The sequence below is a fragment of the Caldicellulosiruptor hydrothermalis 108 genome (genome assembly GCF_000166355.1).
GTDB classification, from domain to species: Bacteria; Bacillota; Thermoanaerobacteria; order Caldicellulosiruptorales; family Caldicellulosiruptoraceae; genus Caldicellulosiruptor; species Caldicellulosiruptor hydrothermalis.
Genome location: NC_014652.1, coordinates 2,068,763 through 2,089,810, shown reverse-complemented (window position 1 = coordinate 2,089,810; position 21,048 = coordinate 2,068,763). Strand labels below are relative to the sequence as shown.

General features: G+C 38.0%; 21 protein-coding genes. 20 read left to right on the top strand and 1 reads right to left on the bottom strand.

What is annotated here, in order from left to right; translation table 11 throughout:
• Positions 1 to 75: 75 nt before the first annotated feature.
• The 14 genes from CALHY_RS10335 to CALHY_RS10275 all read left to right on the top strand — a co-directional run bounded on the left by CALHY_RS10335 (position 76) and on the right by CALHY_RS10275 (position 14,954).
• Positions 76 to 966, top strand: a complete 891-nt coding sequence (locus tag CALHY_RS10335; protein WP_013403897.1) for a carbohydrate ABC transporter permease — start codon at positions 76 to 78, stop codon at positions 964 to 966.
• 35 nt (positions 967 to 1,001) lie between these two features.
• Positions 1,002 to 1,829 (top strand): carbohydrate ABC transporter permease, encoded by an 828-nt coding sequence (locus CALHY_RS10330; RefSeq protein WP_013403896.1) that lies wholly within the window; start codon positions 1,002 to 1,004, stop codon positions 1,827 to 1,829.
• A 92-nt stretch (positions 1,830 to 1,921) separates the two neighbouring features.
• Complete coding sequence (locus tag CALHY_RS10325) at positions 1,922 to 3,121, top strand: ROK family transcriptional regulator (RefSeq protein ID WP_013403895.1); 1,200 nt, start codon at positions 1,922 to 1,924, stop codon at positions 3,119 to 3,121.
• A gap of 14 nt (positions 3,122 to 3,135) precedes the next feature.
• Positions 3,136 to 5,205 (top strand): endo-1,4-beta-xylanase, encoded by a 2,070-nt coding sequence (locus CALHY_RS10320; protein ID WP_013403894.1) that lies wholly within the window; start codon positions 3,136 to 3,138, stop codon positions 5,203 to 5,205.
• A 150-nt stretch (positions 5,206 to 5,355) separates the two neighbouring features.
• The gene (locus CALHY_RS10315) at positions 5,356 to 6,420 is read left to right on the top strand and encodes a bifunctional phosphoglucose/phosphomannose isomerase (protein WP_013403893.1); all 1,065 of its coding nucleotides are present in this window, start codon (positions 5,356 to 5,358) and stop codon (positions 6,418 to 6,420) included.
• A gap of 39 nt (positions 6,421 to 6,459) precedes the next feature.
• The gene (locus tag CALHY_RS10310; protein WP_013403892.1) at positions 6,460 to 7,182 is read left to right on the top strand and encodes a phosphatase; all 723 of its coding nucleotides are present in this window, start codon (positions 6,460 to 6,462) and stop codon (positions 7,180 to 7,182) included.
• Between the two features lie 28 nt (positions 7,183 to 7,210).
• Positions 7,211 to 8,182, top strand: coding sequence for a class II fructose-1,6-bisphosphate aldolase (gene fba, locus CALHY_RS10305; protein ID WP_013289899.1), 972 nt, complete (start codon positions 7,211 to 7,213; stop codon positions 8,180 to 8,182).
• A 180-nt stretch (positions 8,183 to 8,362) separates the two neighbouring features.
• Positions 8,363 to 8,506: a six-cysteine ranthipeptide SCIFF gene (gene scfA, locus CALHY_RS13445; protein ID WP_013289901.1), complete on the top strand. Its 144-nt coding sequence runs from the start codon at positions 8,363 to 8,365 to the stop codon at positions 8,504 to 8,506.
• A 102-nt stretch (positions 8,507 to 8,608) separates the two neighbouring features.
• Positions 8,609 to 9,970: a thioether cross-link-forming SCIFF peptide maturase gene (gene scfB, locus CALHY_RS10300; RefSeq protein ID WP_013403891.1), complete on the top strand. Its 1,362-nt coding sequence runs from the start codon at positions 8,609 to 8,611 to the stop codon at positions 9,968 to 9,970.
• Position 9,971: 1 nt separating this feature from the next.
• Complete coding sequence (locus tag CALHY_RS10295) at positions 9,972 to 10,487, top strand: gamma carbonic anhydrase family protein (protein ID WP_013403890.1); 516 nt, start codon at positions 9,972 to 9,974, stop codon at positions 10,485 to 10,487.
• A 125-nt stretch (positions 10,488 to 10,612) separates the two neighbouring features.
• Positions 10,613 to 11,860: a protein translocase subunit SecD gene (gene secD / locus CALHY_RS10290; protein ID WP_013403889.1), complete on the top strand. Its 1,248-nt coding sequence runs from the start codon at positions 10,613 to 10,615 to the stop codon at positions 11,858 to 11,860.
• Entirely contained in the window at positions 11,861 to 12,793 is a 933-nt protein-coding gene (gene secF / locus CALHY_RS10285; RefSeq protein WP_013403888.1) for a protein translocase subunit SecF, read from the top strand. It begins immediately after the preceding gene.
• A 121-nt stretch (positions 12,794 to 12,914) separates the two neighbouring features.
• On the top strand, positions 12,915 to 14,582 hold the full coding sequence (locus CALHY_RS10280; protein WP_013403887.1) for a ribonuclease J: 1,668 nt from the start codon (positions 12,915 to 12,917) through the stop codon (positions 14,580 to 14,582).
• 141 nt (positions 14,583 to 14,723) lie between these two features.
• Complete coding sequence (locus tag CALHY_RS10275) at positions 14,724 to 14,954, top strand: YlmC/YmxH family sporulation protein (RefSeq protein WP_013289907.1); 231 nt, start codon at positions 14,724 to 14,726, stop codon at positions 14,952 to 14,954.
• Positions 14,955 to 14,957: 3 nt separating this feature from the next.
• Here the strand turns inward: CALHY_RS10275 and CALHY_RS10270 are convergent, their stop codons facing one another.
• Entirely contained in the window at positions 14,958 to 15,674 is a 717-nt protein-coding gene (locus tag CALHY_RS10270; protein ID WP_041723189.1) for a carbon-nitrogen hydrolase family protein, read from the bottom strand.
• Positions 15,675 to 15,879: 205 nt separating this feature from the next.
• On the opposite strand from CALHY_RS10270, the gene CALHY_RS10265 reads away from it, so the two are divergent.
• Genes CALHY_RS10265 through glmU form a run of 6 tightly spaced genes read left to right on the top strand, consistent with a single transcriptional unit; the run spans position 15,880 to position 21,027 of the window.
• Positions 15,880 to 17,139, top strand: coding sequence for a UDP-N-acetylglucosamine 1-carboxyvinyltransferase (locus CALHY_RS10265; RefSeq protein WP_013403885.1), 1,260 nt, complete (start codon positions 15,880 to 15,882; stop codon positions 17,137 to 17,139).
• A 21-nt stretch (positions 17,140 to 17,160) separates the two neighbouring features.
• Complete coding sequence (locus tag CALHY_RS10260) at positions 17,161 to 17,958, top strand: MBL fold metallo-hydrolase (RefSeq protein WP_013403884.1); 798 nt, start codon at positions 17,161 to 17,163, stop codon at positions 17,956 to 17,958.
• Positions 17,959 to 17,987: 29 nt separating this feature from the next.
• Entirely contained in the window at positions 17,988 to 18,434 is a 447-nt protein-coding gene (gene rpiB, locus CALHY_RS10255) for a ribose 5-phosphate isomerase B (RefSeq protein WP_013403883.1), read from the top strand.
• Positions 18,435 to 18,472: 38 nt separating this feature from the next.
• A complete protein-coding gene (upp, locus tag CALHY_RS10250) occupies positions 18,473 to 19,114 on the top strand; it encodes a uracil phosphoribosyltransferase (RefSeq protein ID WP_013403882.1) in 642 nt (213 codons plus the stop codon).
• A gap of 54 nt (positions 19,115 to 19,168) precedes the next feature.
• The gene (locus CALHY_RS10245) at positions 19,169 to 19,633 is read left to right on the top strand and encodes a deoxycytidylate deaminase (protein ID WP_013403881.1); all 465 of its coding nucleotides are present in this window, start codon (positions 19,169 to 19,171) and stop codon (positions 19,631 to 19,633) included.
• A complete protein-coding gene (gene glmU / locus CALHY_RS10240) occupies positions 19,630 to 21,027 on the top strand; it encodes a bifunctional UDP-N-acetylglucosamine diphosphorylase/glucosamine-1-phosphate N-acetyltransferase GlmU (protein WP_013403880.1) in 1,398 nt (465 codons plus the stop codon). The genes CALHY_RS10245 and glmU overlap by 4 nt, the downstream gene beginning before the upstream one ends.
• Positions 21,028 to 21,048: the final 21 nt, after the last annotated feature.

The window sequence follows — 21,048 nt, the reverse complement described above, 5'->3', positions numbered from 1 at the left end:
AGTCTGGGATGTTTCCCCGGGCTAATACCAATTCACTTTTAATGTGAATTCGAATTCATGCGAGGGGGCAGACAGATGGGAAAAGAGAGGTCAGCAAAGCTATGGCACAATATGGGAATACTTCTTTTTTTGGCACCTGCATTAATTCTTATAGGGGTTTATATAATCTGGCCCATTATAATGTCATTTAACTTGAGTAGATTCGACTGGGATGGTATTTCTCCCCAAAAGATTTATGTTGGATTTAAGAATTGGATTGATTTAATGCATGATACAATTTTTTGGCACGCCTTAGGAAACAATATAAAGTTTATTATCCTTTCTCTTGTTATTGAAATGCCAATAGCAATTCTTTTAGCAGTGTTACTTGACAGGGGTGGTAAGAAGTTTGACATTTTTAAATCGTTGTTTTATCTTCCGATGCTTATGTCATCTGTTGCAATAGGTGTTCTTTTTAAGTATATATATGACCCTCAATTTGGGCTTTTAAGCGGAATTTTAAACTTTTTACATCTTGACTTTTTAGCACAAGATTGGCTCGGTGACCCTAAGATTGCATTTTATTCAGTAGTTGCGGTAATTTGCTGGCAGTATATACCTTTTTATATGATATTCTTTATTGCTGCTCTTTCAAACATTCCGCAGGAACTTTATGAAGCAGCTAAGATTGATGGTGCAACACAGGGACAGTATTTCTGGAAAATTGAACTTCCTCTTCTTTCACCATCAATAAAAACGGCTTGTATTTTATCTTTGATTGGTTCATTGAAATATTTTGATTTAATTTATGTAATGACTGAAGGTGGTCCTTCAAACGCAACAGAGCTCATGGCAACATATATGTACAAAAGTGCTTTTGCTTCTTTTAAGATGGGATATGGTAGTACCATTGCCTCTGCAATGTTTATAATCATTACAACAGCTGGAATTGTGGCATATTTTGCGACGCGGCAAAAAGAAGCATAAATAAACTTTACAGCAAAGGAGGGTGCAATATTCAAATGGCAACAGGTAAGGAAATAAAAAAATGGTATTTTGCGTTTTTAGCTATCTGGACGTTAATTGCTGACATACCATTTTTGTTTATGGCATTTACATCGCTTAAAACTCAGATGGAACTTCTGATGGGCAATACATGGCAAATACCCAAAAAACCTACGATAGGAAATTATCTTACTGTTTTTGAGGGGAGTTTTTTCAATTATCTCAAGAACAGTGTAATTGCAGTTTCAGTTTCTGTAGTTTTAATCTTACTTGTATCATCTATGGCAGCATTTGTATTTGCGAGAATGAAGTTTGGTCTTAACAATGTTTTGTATTCTCTTATTATAGCAGGAATGGCAATTCCTATACATGTTACATTAATTCCAATTTATATTCTCACAAACAAGATGAAAATTTATGACAGCATTTTAGCGTTAATTGGACCTTATGTGGCTTTGAGCCTTCCAATGTCAATATTTATTCTAACAGAGTTTATGCGTGAGATTCCGATTGAACTTGAAGAAGCAGCTAAAATAGATGGGTGCTCTATGTTCAGGTTATATTCCAACATAATTCTTCCTCTTTCAAGACCAGCTCTGATTACTGTGGGAATATACAACGGTACTTATCTTTGGAATGAGTTTATCTTTGCACTTGTTTTGACAAGCACTCCTGAAAAGAGGACTCTGCCTCTTGGTATTTGGGATTTCCAGACAAAGTATGGTTCAGACATTCCAGCCATCATGGCATTCTTGACATTATCGCTTTTGCCAATGCTGATTGCGTATATTTTGGGTCAGGACAAAATCATAAAAGGCATGATGGCAGGTGCCGTAAAAGGATAAAAAGATGTTTTAACGTCAAAAACTGTTTTCCCACAGCCTATTTTTGTTGTATAATAATTTGCAAAGCTTAATTAGTAAAGGAAAATGACAAGATGGGCAACCACACGCTGCTAAAGCAGATAAACAAGCTTTTAGTTTTGAAAACAATTTTAGATAACAAGATAATATCCCGCGCGAAAATATCAAGGCTTGTGGATTTAAATAAAGCAACAGTGTCGAACCTCACCGATGAGCTCATAAAAGAAGGTTATGTAGTAGAAAAAGGATATGGCAAGTCCAAAGGCGGAAGAAGACCTGTCCTTTTGCAGGTAAATAAGGATGTAGGTTCAATCATAGGAATTGACTTAGGTGTCGACTATATTCATATTATTCTCTCAAACTTTGTGGGAGAAGTTATTTTTGAAGAATATGCCAACATGAAGATGGGGGAGGACAAAGAAAAACTTTTGGATCTTCTTTTTGACCTGATTGAAAGAGCAATAAATAGAGCTCCACAAACACCCAAAGGAATTTTAGGTATTGGTATTGGTGTTCCAGGTATTGTGGAAAAAGAGTCTGGGATTGTGCTTATTGCTCCAAATTTGAAGTGGAAAAATGTTCACTTAAAGTCGATTGTTCAGCAAAGATTCAACCTCCCTGTTTATATTGACAACGAAGCAAATGCAGGAGCGCTGGGCGAAAAGTGGTTTGGAGAGTGGGGAAAAGTTACTGATTTGATTTATTTGAGTGTTGGAATTGGGCTTGGTGCAGGAATTATTATCGACAACAAACTTTTCAGAGGTGCTGCAGGATTTGCAGGTGAGGTTGGACACACCACTATCAACTTTCAAGACGATGTTTGCAGCTGTGGCAACATCGGCTGTCTTGAGAACTTTGCATCTGAGAGGGCACTTTTGAGTGTTATCAAAAAACTTGTAAAAGAAGGAGCAGAGGATAGGTATATAAGCTGTGAAAATGTAGATGAAATCACTCCTTCTCAGATAATACAAGCAGCAAAAGATGGAAGCAGAGTTTGCAGGATGGCTGTACTTGAGGTTGCTGAAAAGATGGCAATAGGAATTGCGAATCTTGTAAACATTTTTAATCCTGAAATAGTAATTATAGGTAACAAAGTGTCATTTTTTGGTGATTTGTTTTTGGAAAAATTGAGAGAGGTAGTTAATCAAAAGTCTTTTATCGCCCAGTTTTATGATCTTAAGATTGAGGTTTCAAAACTGAAAGACAGAGCTGTAGTGTTGGGATGCATAGCTATGGTGATTTCTGATATGCTTTCTTTTCCAGAGTATACATGAGGAGGAAGTATTAAATGAAAGGTTGTGTTTATGGAAAATTGAAAAGGTTTTCGACATTGATTTTAGCAATTTTATTTTTGGTTGCAACCTTGATTGGCATAGAAAGTGCTAAAGTTAGTAAAGTTAGCGGAGCAACAAAAAAGAGTTTTGTGGAATTTAATTTTGAAAATAAATTTGCAACGCCGTTTAAAGCATCGGGCAAATCTATGACTTTAAAGATTGACAGTACAACCGCAGCAGAAGGAACCTTTTCACTTCTTGCAAGTGGCCGAAAGCAAATAGATGATGGAGTTTTGCTTGATGTAACCAATCTTATAGATTATGCAAATGAATATATAATTACTCTATATGTTTATCACAAGTCCAGCAAGCTGCAGCGTTTTGTTGTGAGTAGCGAAATTGAGACAAAAAGCGGAAAGGAAAATAAACTGCTGTGCGAGAAGGTTATCATGCCAAATAGCTGGAAAAAACTTGATGCAAGTTTAAATTTGACTGAGCTAAAAGGGATTAAAAAAGTTTGGCTAAAGGTATATGTGCCAACCTCAACCACAAATTTTTACGTTGACCTTTTTACACTCAAAGTTGCCGACAGCTCTCATCTCATAAAATTTGAAAGCTTTGAAGACAAAAACATAGCAGGATTTATTTCTCAGGATAAAAAATGTAAATTGTCAGTCTCAAAAGAAAAAGCTTATCAAGGTACATATAGCATAAAGTTTCAGCAGATTGCAAAAAAGCAGAATACAACTGTTACTTTGCCGGTGAAAGGTACATTTGAAAAGGGTAAGAGCTATTCAATATCTTTTTATGTGTATCAGCCCATTTTAAAGAGTTTAAACTTGGCAGTTGGCGTTAGGTTTCTGGAAAATGGAAAGAACACGAAAGAGATTGTGCTTGGGAAAGTAACTGTTCCAAAGAATAAGTGGACAGAAGTATTTGCAAGTTATACGCCCTCTTTGGATTCAAAGATAAAAGACTTTGTGATTTTCATAAGACCCCTTTCAGATATTTCCTATTATTATTTTGACAACTTCACAATTTCAGATGATGGGTGGTATTCAGCTGTGCCTGATTTAGATTTACCTTCTTTAAGTGAGAAATACAAAAACTACTTTAAAGTTGGTGTTGCTGTACCCTACAAGGCTTTGACAAATCCTGTTGATGTTGCATTCATAAAGAGACATTTTAACAGCATTACAGCAGAAAACGAGATGAAGCCAGAAGCACTTGAGCCGTATGAAGGAACTTTCAACTTTTCAATTGCTGATGAGTATTTGGATTTTTGCAAAAAGAATAATATAGCTATTCGTGGACACACTCTTGTGTGGCATCAGCAAACGCCAAGCTGGTTTTTCCAGAACCCTCAGACAGGGGAGAAGCTGACAAACAGTGAAAAAGACAAGAAGATACTTTTGGAGAGGTTAAAAAAATATATCCAGACAGTTGTTTCAAGATACAAGGGCCGAATTTATGCTTGGGATGTTGTTAATGAGGCTATTGACGAAAACCAGCCGGACGGTTTTAGAAGAAGCAACTGGTTCAATATATTAGGTCCAGAGTATATCGAAAAAGCGTTCATATACGCTCATCAGGCAGACCCTAACGCTCAGCTTTTTTACAATGACTACAGCACAGAAAATCCAGTGAAGAGAGAATACATTTACAAGCTTATAAAAGACCTAAAAGAAAAAGGAGTACCCATTCATGGTGTTGGTCTTCAGTGCCATATCTCTGTGAGCTGGCCAAGCGTTGAAGAGGTGGAAAAAACCATAAAACTTTTTAGCAGCATTCCTGGTATTAAGATACATGTCACAGAAATTGATATAAGTATCTCAAAAGAATTTGGTGAAGATATAGATGAAGAAACAAAAAGATATCTTTTGATTCAGCAGGCAAGAAAGTTAAAAGATCTTTTTGAAGTTTTCAAAAAATACAAAAATGTGGTGACAAGTGTTTCTTTCTGGGGGCTTAAAGATGACTATTCATGGCTGAAAGGTGATTTTCCACTTTTGTTTGACAAAGATTATCAGCCAAAATTTGCTTTCTGGAGCTTAATAGACCCGTCAGTTGTGCCAGAAGAATAAAAAGCAGATAGAATGGGAAAGCACCACAAGAAGGTTTTAAACTTTCTTGGAAGTGGTGCTTTCCTATTTTTTGTGTGGTTTTGAAGTTGAAAAAACTGAAAAATTGTTATATTATGAAATAGAAAATTTTATAGAAAGGAGTCAGGGAAAATGCTTGATAATTTAGAAACAATTGCACAAAATGACCCAAGCGGTATGTTTGAGGCAGTGTATAATCTTCCTGAGCAAATTCAAAAAGCATACGAGATAGGCAAAAATATTAGCGTGAATGTAAAAGCAGAAGATATAGATAAGGTTGTGATTACAGGTCTTGGCGGTTCAGCAATAGGTGGGAACCTTTTGAGAGTATTTGTCCTTGACAAGTGCAAAATTCCTGTGATTGTTAACAGAGACTATGTACTTCCTGCGTATGTTGACTCTAAAACTCTTGTCATAGCGTCCAGCTACTCAGGTAACACCGAAGAGACACTTTCTGCATACCAGGATGCAAAGGCAAAAAGAGCAAAAATCATTGCAATCACAACAGGCGGAAAGTTAAAAGAGTTTGCCGAAAAAGATGGATTTGATGTAATCACAATTCCAAGCGGGCTTCAGCCAAGAGCTGCACTTGGATACTCATTCATTCCACTCTTGATGCTATTTGTCAAACTTGGCCTGATTGAACCTGTTGATGACCAGATAGAAGAGACAGTAAAGGTTTTAAGTGACTTGAGAGAGAGATATAAACCAGAGGTGCCTGAAGAGAAAAACCTTGCAAAGAGACTCACATTAAAACTTTGGAACAAGCTCCCAATCATATATGGCATTAGTGGAACCACAGAGGTCATTGCAGAGAGATGGAAGGGGCAGATTTGTGAAAATTCAAAGTCACCAGCATATTTCAATGTGTTTTCAGAACTCAACCACAACGAGATAGTTGGAACTGAGTCGCCAAAACATATTCTTGGACTTTTTGAAATTGTAATGCTCCATGACACAGAAGACCACAAGAGAAATGCAATCAGAATGGATATTACAAAAGACCTTATAAAGGGTGTTGTGTCTGGAGTAAATGATATATACTCAATCGGAAATTCAAGACTTGCAAGAATGTTTTCTCTAATCTACTTAGGCGACTATGTATCACTTTATCTCGCAACACTTTACCAAAATGACCCAACTCCTGTGAAAAAGATTGATATTTTAAAGAACAAACTTGCAGAGATTAAAGATTAATGTAGTTAACAAAAATTTTTGATGAGAGCTGAGATGAAGATGTTTTTGGAAGTGGAGACGCACTGTCATACCATTGCAAGCGGTCATGCTTACAATACCTTGGAAGAGATGGTACTTGAGGCACAAAGAAAAGGTTTAAAAGGGATATGTATAACTGACCACGGCCCTGAGATGCCAGGGTCGTGTAGCAGTTTATATTTTTACAATCTGGTGGTTGTACCGAGAAAAATAAATGGTATAATGGTATTTAGAGGGTGCGAGGCGAATATAGTTGACTATGAAGGCAATATAGACATTCCGGAAGCAGCCTTGAGAAGACTTGATTTTGTGATTGCAAGCCTGCACGACGTTTGTATCCCGAGTGGGACAGTTTCTGACCATACCAGGGCACTGATAGGTGCAATCAAAAATCCGTATATACACTGTATAGGGCATCCGGGAAATCCACTATATGAAATTGACAAAGAAGAGGTTGTGCTTGCTGCAAAGGAGTATAAAAAAGCAATTGAGATAAACAACTCTTCGTTTTATGTTCGTGAAAAGAGCAAAGAAAATTGCACAGAGATTTTAAAGCTGTGCAAAAAACATGGTGTGTACATTGCCATGGGCTCAGATGCACATTACAAAGCAGACATCGGCAGATGCGAAATTACTCAAAAACTTGTGTGTGAGTATGAATTTCCGCCTGAGCTTATTGTCAACAAAAGCTTAGAAAGCTTTATAAGCTTTCTAAAGCTTCATGGAAAGGATATTGAGATTTAAAACAAAAATTTTGAGGAGGTAATTTAAAATGCCGTTAGTTACCACAAGAGAAATGTTTAAAAAAGCGGCCGAAGGCAAGTACGCAATAGGTGCATTTAACGTCAACAACATGGAGATTATCCAAGGAATTGTTGAGGCTGCAAAGGAGGAACAGGCACCGCTTATTTTACAGGTTTCAGCAGGTGCGAGAAAGTATGCAAAGCACATCTATCTTATCAAGCTTGTTGAAGCAGCACTTGAAGATTCAGGAGACCTTCCAATTGCCCTTCATCTTGACCATGGCGAGGACTTTGAGATTTGCAAAGCATGTATTGACGGTGGTTTTACTTCTGTTATGATTGACGGGTCAAGGCTTCCTTTTGAGGAGAATATTGCTCTTACAAAAAAGGTTGTTGAATATGCTCATGAACGCGGGGTTGTGGTGGAGGCAGAGCTTGGCAAGCTTGCCGGAATTGAGGACAATGTAAAGGTTGCAGAGCATGAAGCAGCTTTCACAGACCCTGACCAGGCGGCAGAGTTTGTTGAAAGAACAGGTGTTGACTCTTTAGCTGTTGCAATTGGAACAAGCCATGGAGCGTACAAATTCAAAGGCGACCCAAGACTTGATTTTGAAAGACTTCAGAAGATTGTTGAAAAGCTTCCAAAAGATTTTCCAATTGTTCTTCACGGTGCATCAACAGTTTTGCCAGAATTTGTTGAGATGTGTAACAAGTATGGAGGAAATATTCCAGGTGCAAAAGGTGTACCAGAGGATATGCTCAGAAAAGCAGCAGAGCTTGGTGTGCGAAAGATTAACATTGACACTGATTTGAGACTTGCAATGACCGCAGCTATCAGAAAACACCTATATGAGCATCCTGACCATTTTGACCCAAGGCAGTATCTCAAAGATGGCAGAGATGCAATAAAAGAGATGGTAAAACACAAGCTTAGAAATGTTCTTGGCTGTGCGGGCAAGGCTCCCGAAATTTTAGAGGAGATAAAGAAAAACAGAGGATAAAAAATACTGCCAAATAAAGGGCGAGGGAAAAACCTTGCCCTTTTTCTTTTGACAAAATTGTATTGTAAAATAGTTTGTGGTAAAATACTATATGTTGTTTATGCGTATAGTGGATATTTTATGCGTGAAAAGAATAAGTTTTAAAGTTTCTAATTTTTAAAAAGGAGGTTTGAGGTTTTTATGAAGCATATAAAGGTTGTTGTAAAAAATGCTCTTTCAAAAACAGTTGTTTCTGGCGGCTGTGGCGAGTGCCAGGCATCCTGCCAGTCAGCTTGCAAGACATCTTGTACTGTTGGGAACCAGATTTGCAAAAACAGAAAATAATCTTCTGTGGGTGGGCTGTCAAAAAATTTTTTTGAGGGCAGCCCTGTGCAAAACTTTTTAATTTAAAATGTGATAAAGCAGGAGGAAGACAAATAAGAAAAGATGGTTCATACGTTTGAGAAGTTCGGACTCAAAATTGTTGTAGATGTGGCGTCAGGTTCAATTTTCACAGTTGATAGCGTTGCTTATGAGGTAATAAAGTATTACAAAGAAAATGGAAGTTTTGATGGAGTAGAAGATGCACTTGAGTTTGATAAACAGCAGATAGCTGAGGCAGTTTTTGAAGTAAAAAGTTTGATTGAACAAGGTGTTTTGTTTTCTGAGGATACTTATAAGGATATGAATTTGATTGAAAAGAGAAATCCGGTTATAAAGGCAATGTGCCTTCATGTTGCCCACGACTGTGACCTGAGATGCAGATACTGTTTTGCATCAAGTGGCAGTTTCAAACAAGAAAGAAAACTTATGAGCTTTGATGTGGGCAAAAAGGCAATAGATTTTCTGCTTCAAAATTCTGGTTCAAGACAGAACTTAGAGGTTGATTTTTTTGGTGGAGAGCCACTTTTGAATTTTGATGTGGTAAAAAATATTGTTGAGTATGCAAGGCAAGAGGAGAAGAAGTATAACAAGAAAATATCTTTTACCCTGACAACAAATGCAACAAACCTCTCAGACGATATAATTGAATATCTAAACCAGAACATGGAAAATGTTGTGCTCAGCCATGATGGAAGACCTGAAGTCAACGACTTTATGAGGATTGACAGGGACGGCAATGGCACCTATAGCAAAATTACAGACAACATTTTGAGGTTTATCCAGAAAAGAAATGGGAAAACTTATTATGTGAGAGGAACATTTACAGCAAAGAACTTGGATTTTTCAAAGGACGTTTTACACTTATACAGCCTTGGGATAAAAGAAATTTCGATTGAACCTGTTGTGCTGGACAAAAGTAGTCCCTGGGCGATACGTGAGAGTCACATTGAAAGAATAAAACAAGAGTATGATATTTTGGCTGAGGAGTATATAAATGCGAAACTTAAAGGAGAAGGTTTTAACTTCTTCCATTTTAATATAGACCTTACAGGTGGCCCATGTGTTTCAAAAAGACTTTCAGGCTGTGGTGCCGGGTTTGAGTATGTAGCAGTTGACCCTGAGGGTAATATCTTCCCGTGCCACCAGTTTGTTGACAAGCCAGATTTTAAACTTGGTAACGTCTTTGAAGGCATACAGAGGTTTGATTTGGTTGATGAGTTTAAGAAAAATAATGTTTATGAAAAAGATGAATGTTCACAGTGCTGGGCGAGGTTTTACTGTAGTGGCGGATGTGCTGCTGCAAACTATAATATGAACGGTGATGTTAAAAAATCTTACATTGTTGGTTGTGAACTTGAAAGAAAGAGGGTGGAAAATGCAATAGCCATAAAACTTTATCTTATGGAAAAGGGGATAAGAAGCTAAAATGATAATTACTTATAAAGGCAAAACACCTAAAATTGCACCTTCTGCTTTTGTGGCAGAGAATGCAGTTATAATAGGCGATGTTGAGATTGGAGAAAATTCAAGTGTGTGGTTTGGCTGCGTTATAAGATGTGAAGAAAATAAAATTGTGATTGGCAAAAACACCAATATACAGGACCTCACAACAATACACACAGACCACTGCTGCTCGGTTATAATAGGTGACAATGTTACAGTTGGTCACAATGTAGTTCTTCATGGTTGTGAAATAGGTAACAACGTTTTAATTGGAATGGGGACTATCATTATGAACGGAAGCAAAATAGGTGATAATAGCTTGATTGGAGCAGGAAGTCTTATAACTCAAAACACAGTTATCCCGCCAAATACCCTTGTGTTTGGCAGACCTGCTAAAGTGATAAGAGAGCTCACGCCAGAGGAGATAGAAAAGATTGCAATTTCTGCAAAGGAGTATATAGAGCTTAGCAATGAGTATAAAAAGATAAAAGATTATTAAATTTTGTTTGTTGACTTTTTATCAAGCAGAGGATTATAATTTTACTGAATGAGTATTTGTCTGTGTATATATTAAATTTTCTACATGTTTTTTCTTAACCTTCTAAAAAGAAAGGAGAAAGGGTTATGCAAAATAAAAGCTTAGCAAAGTTTCTGATAGGATGCTTGGTAATAGCCTTTGCATTTTACATAGTGTTTTTTGGGCTGGAAATTGGAACTGCAAGCATCCCGTCAGTCCAAAAAGTCATAAGGTATGGTCTTGACTTAAAAGGCGGCGTTTACATTGTATATGAGGCAGAAAAAGAGAACCCAACAAGAAGAGAAATGGAATCGGCATTGCAGCTTATCAGAACAAGGCTTGACATGAGAAACTTTTATGATGCAACGGCGACAATTCAGGGGTCAAAGAGAATAAGGGTAGAAATTCCGGGTGTCAAAGACCCTGATGAAGCTATACAATATATAGGAAGAACAGCTTTGATTGAGTTTAAGGGACCTTCTGGAGATTTGATAGTTTCAGGTAGAAACGTTGTTGATGCATATGCACAGCAGACAGCATCAGGATACGTTGTTGCACTAAAGTTTGATAAAGAGGGAACAAAAAAGTTTGCAGAAGGGACAAAAAAATATTTGGGTCAGAACATTGGAATTTATCTTGATGGCAAGCTCATTTCAAATCCTGTTGTTCAGGCAGAGATTGACAATGGTGAGGCTGTAATTGAAGGCATGAAAGATTTAGAAGAGGCTAAAACACTTGCTCAGCAGATAAAAGCTGGTGCACTGCCATTTGCCTTGAATGTCATAGAGAGCAAGGCTATAGGACCTTCACTTGGAAATGAGGCTTTTAAATCAACTTTAAAGGCTGGAATTATTGGAATCTTGCTTGTGTTCCTGTTCATGATAATTTTCTACAGACTGCCAGGGCTTATAGCTGATATAGCTTTAGTTGCGTATATAGTTATTCTGGTTGCAATTGTGGGGTATGCAAAGATAACTTTGACCCTCCCTGGTATAGCAGGTATAATCCTGTCTGCCGGAATGGCAGTTGATGCGAACATCTTAATCTTTGCAAGGTTGAAAGAGGAGCTAAGAAGTGGAAAGACATTAAGAGCTGCTATGGACGCAGGTTTTAGAAGAGCGCTTAATGCTGTTATTGACTCTAACGTGACAACGATAATAGCAGGAATTGTGCTTTTGTTCTTAGGAACAGGTCCTATTAAAGGTTTTGCATGGACGCTCACAATTGGTATTGTGGTATCGTTCTTCACAGCAATTACTGTTACAAGATTTTTGCTTACTTCAATTATAAATACAGGACTTTTCAAAGATATCAGGTGGTATGGCGGTAAGAAAACCAGGGAGGTGGATGCTTAAATGACCAAGATTGATTTCATGGGGAAAAGAAAATACTTTTATATAGTTTCAATTTTGGTTATGGTAATTGGGCTGATTTCGTATTTTGTACAAGGTTTTAACTATGACATAGACTTTACAGGTGGTACAGTTTTGGAGATAAACCTTCATAAGGTTCCGACAGCTCAAGAGATATCCGAGCTTGAAAAACTGACAAAGCAAATTACAGGAACTCAAACTCCAATTGTGAGAAAAGTTGAAGATGGTAAAAAGATAATGATAAACGCACATGAGGTTCATGGCAAAAAGAAGACAGAGCTTTCAAAACAGACAAGAGACAAGCTCTTTGCTGAGATTGCAAAAAAGTACAATCTTAAAAAAGAGGATTTAATATCATACCAGAATGTCGGTGCAGTTGTGTCGTCTGAGTTAAAATCTCAGGCTATTTGGGCGGTTGTGATTGCATCAATTTTGATGCTCATTTATATTGCTATTAGATTTGAGTTCAGGTTTGGTACAACTGCAGTTGTAGCGCTAATTCATGACCTGCTGATTGTGTTGACAGTTTATACTCTCTTTAGAATCCCTCTAAATTCCACTTTTATAGCAGCAGTACTTACCGTCCTTGGTTATTCTATAAACGACACCATTGTTGTGTTTGACAGAATAAGAGAAAACAGAAGAATAGCTGGGAAGATGGATCTTAAAGACCTTGTAAACCTTAGCATGAACCAGACGATAGGAAGATCAATCGCAACAGCAATGAGTGTCATTATAGTTCTTGTTGTTCTGTATATCATGGGTGTTCAGTCAATAAAAGAATTTGCGTTCCCTCTTTTGATTGGTGTTATATCAGGTACTTATTCTTCTATATTTATAGCAACTGCACTGTGGTTTGACTGGGAGCTCAGCACAAGAAAGAAGAAACTTCAGGCAAAGCCAAAAAGAGCATAAAAGAAAAGCTGTTTTTTATGACTTGTTTTTAAATTCTTCAAAAAAGCTCTTGCGAAAGCCATTTTCGTAAGGGCTTTTTTAAAATGTCTTTTTATATTTGATTTTTTTGGAGGAATTCTTTATGAAGAAAAAGCAAGAGCATCGAATTAGAATCATACCACTTGGTGGGCTTAACGAAATTGGAAAGAACATGCTTGTTGTTGAAGTAAACGACGAGATAGTTGTCATTGACTGTGGTCTTGCATTCCCAGAAGATGAGATGCTTGGCGTTGACCTTGTAATACCTGACATATCATATCTTATCAAGAATAAGGAAAAGGTAAGAGCTTTGATTCTCACACACGGTCATGAAGACCATATTGGAGCTATACCGTATGTACTGCGTGATTTAAATATTCCAATTTATGGCACAAAACTTACCCTGGGGCTTGTTGAGATAAAGCTTATGGAATTTGGTATAGATTTGAACTCTGTAAAACTGTTCACTGTCAGGGCAGGGGATGTAATTAGTTTTAACAATATGCGCATTGAGTTTATCAGAACAACACATTCGATAGCTGACTCTGTTGCTGTTGCTATACACACACCACTTGGTCCCATTGTCCACACAGGCGATTTCAAAGTGGACTTCACACCCATTGAAGGTGAACCAATTGACCTAATAAGATTTGCAGAACTTGGCAAACAGGGAGTTCTTGCACTTTTGTGCGACTCAACAAACGCAGAGAGGCCTGGTTTTACATTGTCTGAAAAGACTGTTGGTGCGACGTTTGACAGGATATTTTCCCAGGCTCAGGGAAGAGTTATTGTTGCAACATTTTCTTCGCACATTCACAGAGTACAGCAGGTCATAAACTCAGCTGAAAAGCAAGGAAGAAAGATTTGCGTCTTGGGAAGAAGCATGGTAAATGTTGTGAACAAAGCGCTTGAACTTGGGTATCTGAAGATGCCAGATGGGATGCTGATTGACGTTGATGAGCTTGACAACTATCCCCCAAACAAGATTGTCCTTATCACAACAGGAAGTCAGGGCGAGCCCATGTCTGCCCTTTCACGAATGGCGTCTGCCGAGCACAAAAAGGTGGGGATTATACCCGGCGATGTTGTTATAATCTCGGCAGCACCAATTCCTGGAAATGAAAAGTTTGTAAACAGGGTGATAAACGACCTGTTTAAACAAGGTGCGCAGGTGATATATGAAGACATTGATGACATTCATGTGTCAGGTCATGCCTGCCAGGAAGAGATAAAACTTATACACAATCTTACAAGACCAAAATACAGTATTCCCGTGCATGGTGAGTTCAAACACTTGATACACCATGCAAAGCTTGCAATGGAGCTTGGGGAGAAAAATGTGTTTGTGCTGGAAAATGGGAAGGTCCTGGAGATTACAAAAGACGGTGCAAAGGTTGTTGGAATGGTGCAGGCAGGCAATGTTCTTGTTGACGGGCTTGGAGTTGGAGATGTGGGGAACGTTGTTCTGCGTGACAGGCGTCATCTTGCTCAGGACGGACTTTTTATTGTTGTGCTCACAATTGATTCAGCAACAAGAGATGTCATCTCAGGTCCTGATATAATCACAAGAGGTTTTATATATATAAGAGAATCTGAGCCTTTAATTGAAGAGGCAAAAAGAGTTATAAAGGATGTTCTTTATTTTTGCAATAAAAACGATATTACTGAGCCTAACGCAATAAAGGTAATTTTAAAAGATAATTTGAGAAATTTCTTGTTTGAAAAGACAAGAAGAAACCCAATGATAATTCCAATCATAACTGAGATTTGAATATACTTACTTATGCTAATAGAGCCGCAGGCAAATATAGAATGTACCTGCGGCTTTTTGTTCATGTGAAATTTTCACATGAAGAAAACTTTTGCATATAATAATAAAAGACAACAATGCTTGAAAAGTGGTAAAAAGAAAATGTATAAGTCTTCAGATTTGAGAGAAAAGGATGTAATAAACATCTCTGATGGTAAAAAGCTTGGCAAGGTTTGTGATTTAGAGGTTGATGTCAAAACTGGAAAAGTAGATGCAATAGTTGTCCCGGCACCATTTTCTGTGGGCAACATCTTCTCAAAAGAAAAAGATTATGTGATTCCATGGGATAAGATAAAAAAGATTGGTGAAGATGTTATTTTGGTTGAGATATAGGACTTAGATTTCTGCAGTCAAAAGATATTCCCCTGCCTCATCAGCCTCACATACAATACATCCGCTTCCATCTACAATCAGGCTATGACCAAGGCTTATCATGTTAAGATGGGCACCTGTTGCGTTTGCCAAAAACACATAATATCCATTTTCAACAGCTCTTGTAATAGGAATACTTCTATTTTTATCTATCTTCCACCTTGCTTCTTTCGGACTGTAATAGTGTGCAGCTAAAATAAATACACCGTCGCATCCCCTATCTTTGTATTCTTTGAATATATTATAAAAATTCTGGTCTCTGCAGATGGCTATGCCAAAACGCTTGTGTTTGTATTCAAAAACAAGAGTACCTTTTCCCTCAGAAAATATTTTCTTTTCAAGCTCAGTTGGATGAAGCTTGTCATATTTTTCGCATCTGCCATCAGGGAATATTACCGATGCACGGTTTTTTAACTCTTCCCCTTCGCGGTACGGATGACCAATTATACAACAAACTGAATATTTGCTTGCAAGTTGAGAGATTTTATCAAGAGCAGGCAAAATTACATCATTTAAATCTATTGATTTTAGAAGCTGGATATTATAGCCAGTCAGTGCCATCTCAGGAAAGCAGACTAAGTCTACCTCTTCGACCTTTGCTTGTTCTAAAAAATTTGCAATTTTGAGAAGATTATTTTCAATCTTATCTGAGATCTTCATTTGAACAACTCCGATTTTCATCTTTTGTTTCCCCTTCGGCTATAATTTCTTGGCTTATTCTTATTATATCATTTTTTAGAAAATCACACTACTTTTTCATTTCCGCTGATATTTTCAATTGGCTTGATGAAAAGAATATTCTTCTTTTCAGATTTCGCAAGAAAGAATATAATATAAAAGAATGGGAAAATAAATAAAAGCTTTTTGAAAAGAGAGGGTGCAAGAGTTGAAAGAAGCTTATGAAAAACTTGTGATAGAAGGTGGCTACCCGTTAGAAGGTGAGGTTGTAATAAACGGTGCAAAGAATGCTGCAGTTGCTGTAATTCCCGCAGCTTTAATGGCTGACGGGGAAAGCGTTATAGAAAACCTTCCTTTAATTGAAGATGTGTTTGCAATGGATGACATTTTGCTCAAGCTTGGAGCAAAGATAGAATATGACAATCATTCTCTTAAAATAGATGCGAGGAACTTGCACAGTTACATAGCACCATATGAAAGTGTCAAGAAGATAAGAGCTTCATATTACCTCATTGGAGCACTTCTTACCCGGTTTGGCAGGGCGGAGGTTGCCATGCCAGGGGGGTGTAATTTTGGTTCAAGACCAATTGACCAGCACATAAAAGGTTTTAGGGCGCTTGGCGCAGATGTTAGAATAGAAAATGGTATGATAAAGGCATATGCAGACAGGCTTGTTGGCACAAAGATATATTTGGATGTTGTGTCTGTTGGTGCAACAATCAATCTTATGCTTGCCGCTGTCAAGGCAAAAGGCATAACAATAATAGAAAATGCAGCAAAAGAACCGCACGTTGTTGACACTGCAAATTTTCTAAACAGCATGGGCGCCAAAATCAAAGGTGCGGGTACTGACGTTATCAGGATTGAAGGAGTCGATAAGCTTTATCCAACAAAGTATGCTATCATTCCTGACCAGATAGAAGCAGGGACATATATGATTGCTGCATGCGCAACAAAAGGACATGTAATTGTAAAAAATGTAATTCCTAAGCATTTAGAGTCGCTGACAGCAAAGCTTGTTGAGATGGGTGCAGAGGTTATAACTTATGAAGACAGCATCGAGGTCATTTGCAAAAGTAGGCTTAGAAGTTCAAGCATAAAGACAATGCCATACCCAGGTTTTCCCACAGACCTTCAGCCTCAGATGACAGTGCTGTTGAGTCTTTGTAGCGGTACAAGCGTTGTGACAGAGGGTGTGTGGGAAAATAGATACCAGTATGTTGATGAGCTCAAAAAAATGGGGGCAAACATTAAGGTTGAGGGAAGAGTTGCTGTTGTTGAAGGTGTTGAGAGCCTTCAGGGGGCTGAGGTTGTGGCTGTTGACCTTCGGGCAGGTGCTGCTTTAATTGTTGCAGGGCTTGCAGCTAAAGGAAAAAGTGTGATTTACAATGCCAAAAATGTTGATAGAGGTTATGAAAACATAGATTCAAAGCTTTCAAAGCTTGGTGCAAAGGTTTCAAGAAGATAAGACTAAAGGGGAAAGATAATAATGTCAGATGAAATGCTTTTCTGCCCGCTGTACAGTGGAAGCAGCGGAAATAGCATTTTAATTTCATACAAAGATACCTCGATCATAGTTGATGCTGGTGTGAGCTTTAAAAAACTTGCACAGGCGCTAGAAAAAATTGGGTTTAACAAAAAGATTGATGCAATTTTACTTTCTCATGACCACTCTGACCATGTTAAATGTGCAGGCATTTACTTTAGAAAGCTCAATGTTCCCATTATAACAAATTACAAAACATGGGAAAGTATAAAAAGCTCTCTTGGCAAAGTAGACGAAAGCTATGTAAAATTAATTGAGACAGGGACAAGCTTTTCGGTGGGAAGCATTGGAATTGATACATTTTCAATACCTCACGATGCATCTGACCCGATGGGGTTTTGCTTTTATGTCAAAGACAAAAAAGTTTCAATTTGCACAGATGTTGGACATGTAAGTGACAGCGTTGCAGCAATGATAGATTTTTCAGATATTATTTTGCTTGAGTCAAACCACGACGTTGAGATGCTGATGTTCGGACCTTACCCATATCACCTTAAACAGAGAATAAAAGGTGACAAAGGCCATCTTTCAAATGAGCAGGCAGCCAAGATGATATTGAAATTAAATCTTGCTCGAACAAAAAGAATTTATTTAGGACATCTTAGCGAAGAAAATAATCACCCGGATGTTGCGCTTTTGACGGTAAGTTCAATTTTAAAGCAGCATGGTGTATTTGAAAGTTATAATTTTTCTCTTGAAATTGCAAACAGGTACAGTCCATCACTTTGCTCTTTACTATAAATACATTTTTGAAAGGGGAGAATTTAAAAGTGAAGATTGCAATAGGTTCTGACCATGCAGGATTTCCTTTGAAAGAGGCGGTCAAGAAACATCTTGAGAAAAAGGGGGTTGAGTACAAGGACTTTGGGACGTACTCTCAAGAGTCTTGCGACTACCCGGACATTGCAAAAGATGTGGCGCTGGCAGTAAAAAGCGGAGAGTTTACATTTGGCATACTCATCTGCGGGACAGGCATTGGAATCTCTATTGCTGCGAACAAAGTAAGGGGAATTAGAGCTGCGCTTTGTCATGACACATTTTCTGCCAAGGCTGCACGGGCTCACAACAACGCTAACATCCTTGCAATGGGTGCACGGGTTATTGGTGAAGGACTTGCATGTGAGATTATAGATGCCTTTTTGGCATCAAACTTTGAAGGTGGAAGGCATCAGAGAAGAGTTGATAAGATACATCTGATAGAAGATGAGCAGAGATAGAAAAAATCCTCACAAATTTTCAGAAAGGAGTAAAGAGTATGGTAGAGTACAAGAAAAATGTATACGTATTTGATCATCCTTTAATTCAGCACAAGCTGACCTTAATTCGTGACAAAAACACAGGAGTAAAAGAATTCAGAGAACTTGTTGAAGAGATAGCGATGCTCATGGCATATGAGGTTACAAGAAATCTGCCTTTAAAAGAGGTTGAAATTGAAACACCTGTTGGAGTTGCAAAGTGCAAAGTAATCTCTGGGAGAAAACTTGCAATTGTGCCTATTCTGCGTGCCGGGCTTGGCATGGTAGATGGACTTTTAAAGTTAATTCCTGCTGCAAAGGTGGGGCATATTGGCCTTTACAGAGACCCTGAGACTTTAAAGCCTGTTGAGTATTACTGCAAACTTCCACAGGATGTCCACGAAAGAGACATAATTGTGCTTGACCCGATGCTTGCAACAGGTGGGTCTGCCTCTGCTGCATTTGACTATATAAAAAGATACAATCCTCAGAGCTTGAAACTCATGTGCCTCATTGCAGCACCAGAAGGGATTGAAAGGTTAACTCAGGATCATCCGGACGTTGAGATTTACTGTGCAGCAGTGGATGAGAAGCTAAATGACCACGGCTATATTGTTCCCGGGCTTGGTGATGCCGGTGACAGACTGTTTGGTACAAAGTAGCATTGAATAAGTTACAAACGCAAGTTTAAAGAAGCTGGATGGAGGATTTTTGAGATGAGACCTACATGGGATGAATATTTTATGCAGATTGTGGATATAGTAAAAGAGCGCTCCACTTGCCTCAGAAGGAAGGTTGGAGCTTTGATTGTAAAAGACAAAAGGATTCTTGCAACAGGGTACAATGGAGCACCGACAGGCCTTCCTCACTGTGAAGAGGTTGGGTGCTTGAGAGAAAAGCTTAATGTCCCTTCAGGGCAGAGACATGAGCTTTGCAGAGGACTTCATGCAGAACAAAACGCCATAATCCAGGCGGCAAAAATGGGTGTTGTAATAGACGGAAGTGTAATTTACACAACAACATATCCTTGTGTGATATGTGCAAAGATGATAGTAAACGCAGGGATAAAGAAGGTCATATACAAAGGTTCGTATCCAGATGAGATGAGCCAGCAGATATTTAAAGAAGCAGGAATAGAAGTTGTAAAGTTTGAAGAAAATGGTGAAGGTGATTTGAAATGAAAAGGCAAACGTTTATTGTACTTGCTGCTGGTGAAGGCAAGAGAATGAAATCAAAGTATTCCAAGGTTGTACAAAAGATAATGGGGAAGCCAATGATACTTTATCTAATTGACGAGATTGAGAAAAACTTTGAAGATAGCCAGATAATAGTTGTTGTAGGTAATAAAAAAGAGGATGTCTACAGAGTTTTAGAAGGTAGGAATGTGAAATTTGCTCATCAAGAAAAACAGCTTGGAACTGCCCACGCAGTGATGTGTACAATGGACATGGTATCAAAAGAAGCAGAAGATGTGTTTGTGCTTTACGCAGATGCACCTTTTATTAAAGCTGATACACTAAAAAGAATTTCTGAAAAAAGAAAAAAGGAAGGAGCATCGCTCTGTCTTTTAACAGCCGTCTTTGAAAATCCGTATGGGTATGGGAGAATAATTTCTGATGAGAATGGTAATGTTTTAAAGATTGTTGAGGAAAAAGATGCAACAGATGAGCAAAGGCGAATAAAAGAAATAAATCCAGGATTTTATTGCTTTGAAAGAAATGCACTTGCAAGTGTTTTAACAAAGATAGACAATAACAACAGCCAGCAAGAGTATTATCTTACAGACAGTATAGAGATACTGAATAGAGAAGGCAAGAAGGTGGTAAAAATTGCATGTGATGATAATTTTGAGGTCATGGGCATTAACTCAAGGTATGAATTATTTTTGGCTGAGCAGGAGCTTAAAATAAGAATAAATAAAAAGCACCTTGCAGAAGGTGTTCAAATGATAGATATGTATTCTGTCTATATTCATCCAGATGTGCAGATAGGCAAAGACACAGTGATATATCCCGGCACATTCATACTTGGCAACACTACAATAGGGGAAGAGTGCATAATTGGCCCAAACTCATACATTGTAAATTCAAAAATAGGTAACAAGTGCCATGTGTGGTTTTCGGTGATTGAGGAGTCTGAGATAAAAGACAATGTAAAGGTTGGACCTTATGCGCACTTGCGTCCAAACAGCATCTTGGAAGAAGGAGTCAAGATTGGCAACTTTGTTGAGGTGAAAAACTCAAAGGTGGGCAGAAACACAAAGTCAGCTCATCTTACATACATTGGAGATGCTGACATAGGCGAAAATGTGAATTTGGGCTGCGGGACCATATTTGTAAACTACGATGGGTATAAAAAGCACAGAACGGTTGTTGAAGATAATGCGTTTATTGGCTGCAACTCAAACCTTGTTGCACCGGTTAAAATAGGGAAGAATGCCTATGTTGCGGCAGGTTCTACAATCACAGATGATGTTCCTGCAGATGCTCTTGCGATTGCCCGTGAAAAGCAGACTATAAAAGAAGGCTGGGTGCTCAGACGCAAGAAGATGTATGAAAACACAGATGAAAAATAATAAAACGAATAAATTTTGTAG